At 49.9% G+C, this 1,320-nt stretch carries 2 protein-coding genes; both read left to right on the forward strand.

The genetic code is table 11. The features are described from left to right. A partial coding sequence (locus tag HWQ67_RS18745) for a V-type ATP synthase subunit B (RefSeq protein WP_218254215.1) occupies positions 1-1,025 on the forward strand: 1,025 nt, incomplete at its 5' end. Beyond that, positions 1,022-1,320: V-type ATP synthase subunit D (locus HWQ67_RS18750; protein WP_218254216.1), on the forward strand; the 299-nt coding region annotated here is incomplete at its 3' end. The genes HWQ67_RS18745 and HWQ67_RS18750, both read left to right, overlap by 4 nt.

Below are 1,320 nucleotides of genomic sequence, written 5' to 3' on the forward strand. Positions count from 1 at the left end.
ACCCCTATTCAAGGGACAGCCCGTCAGATTTCATTGAGACTGGCATATCAACAATTGACGCGATGAACACGCTTGTTCGCGGCCAGAAGCTGCCAATCTTTTCAGGTTCAGGCCTTCCCCACAACGACATTGCACTCCAGATAGCAAGGCAGGCAAAGGTAAGGGGAACAGACGAGAATTTCGTGGTCATCTTTGCTGCGATGGGAATCACAAACGAGGAGACCCAGCATTTCATTGATGATTTCGAAAGGACCGGCGCGCTTTCAAGGTCAATACTATTCCTAAACCTTGCAAACGACCCGGCTGTCGAGAGGATAATTACGCCAAGGCTCGCGCTCACTGCGGCAGAATACCTTGCATTCGAGAAGGGATACCACGTCCTTGTCATCCTCACAGACATGACAAATTACTGCGAGGCATTGAGGGAGATTGGCGCGGCAAGGGAAGAGGTTCCAGGCAGAAGGGGATACCCCGGCTACATGTACACTGACCTTGCGCAAATCTACGAGAGGGCAGGGCTCATCAAGGAGAAGAAGGGCTCAGTCACGCAGATTCCAATCCTCACAATGATTGGCGATGACATCACACACCCAATCCCTGACCTTACAGGATATATAACTGAAGGCCAGATTGTATTGTCAAGAGAGCTTCACAACAAGGGTATTTATCCTCCGGTGGATGTTCTCCCGTCGCTGTCGAGGCTGATGAACATGGGCATCGGCGCAAAAAAGACAAGGGACGACCACAAGGCAGTTTCAGACCAGCTCTATGCAGGATATGCAGAGGGGAGGGACCTGAGAGGCCTTGTAGCGATTGTCGGTGAAGACCCGTTGTCAGCAAGGGACAAGAGATTCCTGCGGCTCGCTGAGCATTTTGAGAATGAATTTGTCACACAGAGCAGGGATGATGACAGGAGCATCGAAAAGACGCTTGAGATTGGGTGGATGATATGCAGCGCTATCCCTGAAGACGAGCTGACAAGAATCAGCCCGGAGCTTAAGAAGAAATATTACATCCGAAAATGAGCTATGTCAAGCCGACCAGGTCAGAATTAATCGAGCTTAAGAAAAGGATAGCCCTCGCCAAGAACGGCCACAAGCTGCTCAAGAAAAAGAGGGACGGGCTCATCCTTGAATTCTTCCAGATACTTAAAGACGTCAAGAAGGAGAGGGCCGAGGTCGCTGACATATACAGGAAAGCCGCGCACAGGATGAATGTTGCAAGGATGCTTGAATCAGACATCAAGATAAAGTCAATAGCCCTTGCGACATCAGAGAAGGCTTCAGTTGCAGTCTCAAAGAAAAATATCATGGGCGTGTC

This window comes from Candidatus Magnetobacterium casense, assembly GCF_019173545.1.
Lineage (GTDB): Bacteria > Nitrospirota > Thermodesulfovibrionia > Thermodesulfovibrionales > Magnetobacteriaceae > Magnetobacterium > Magnetobacterium cryptolimnobacter.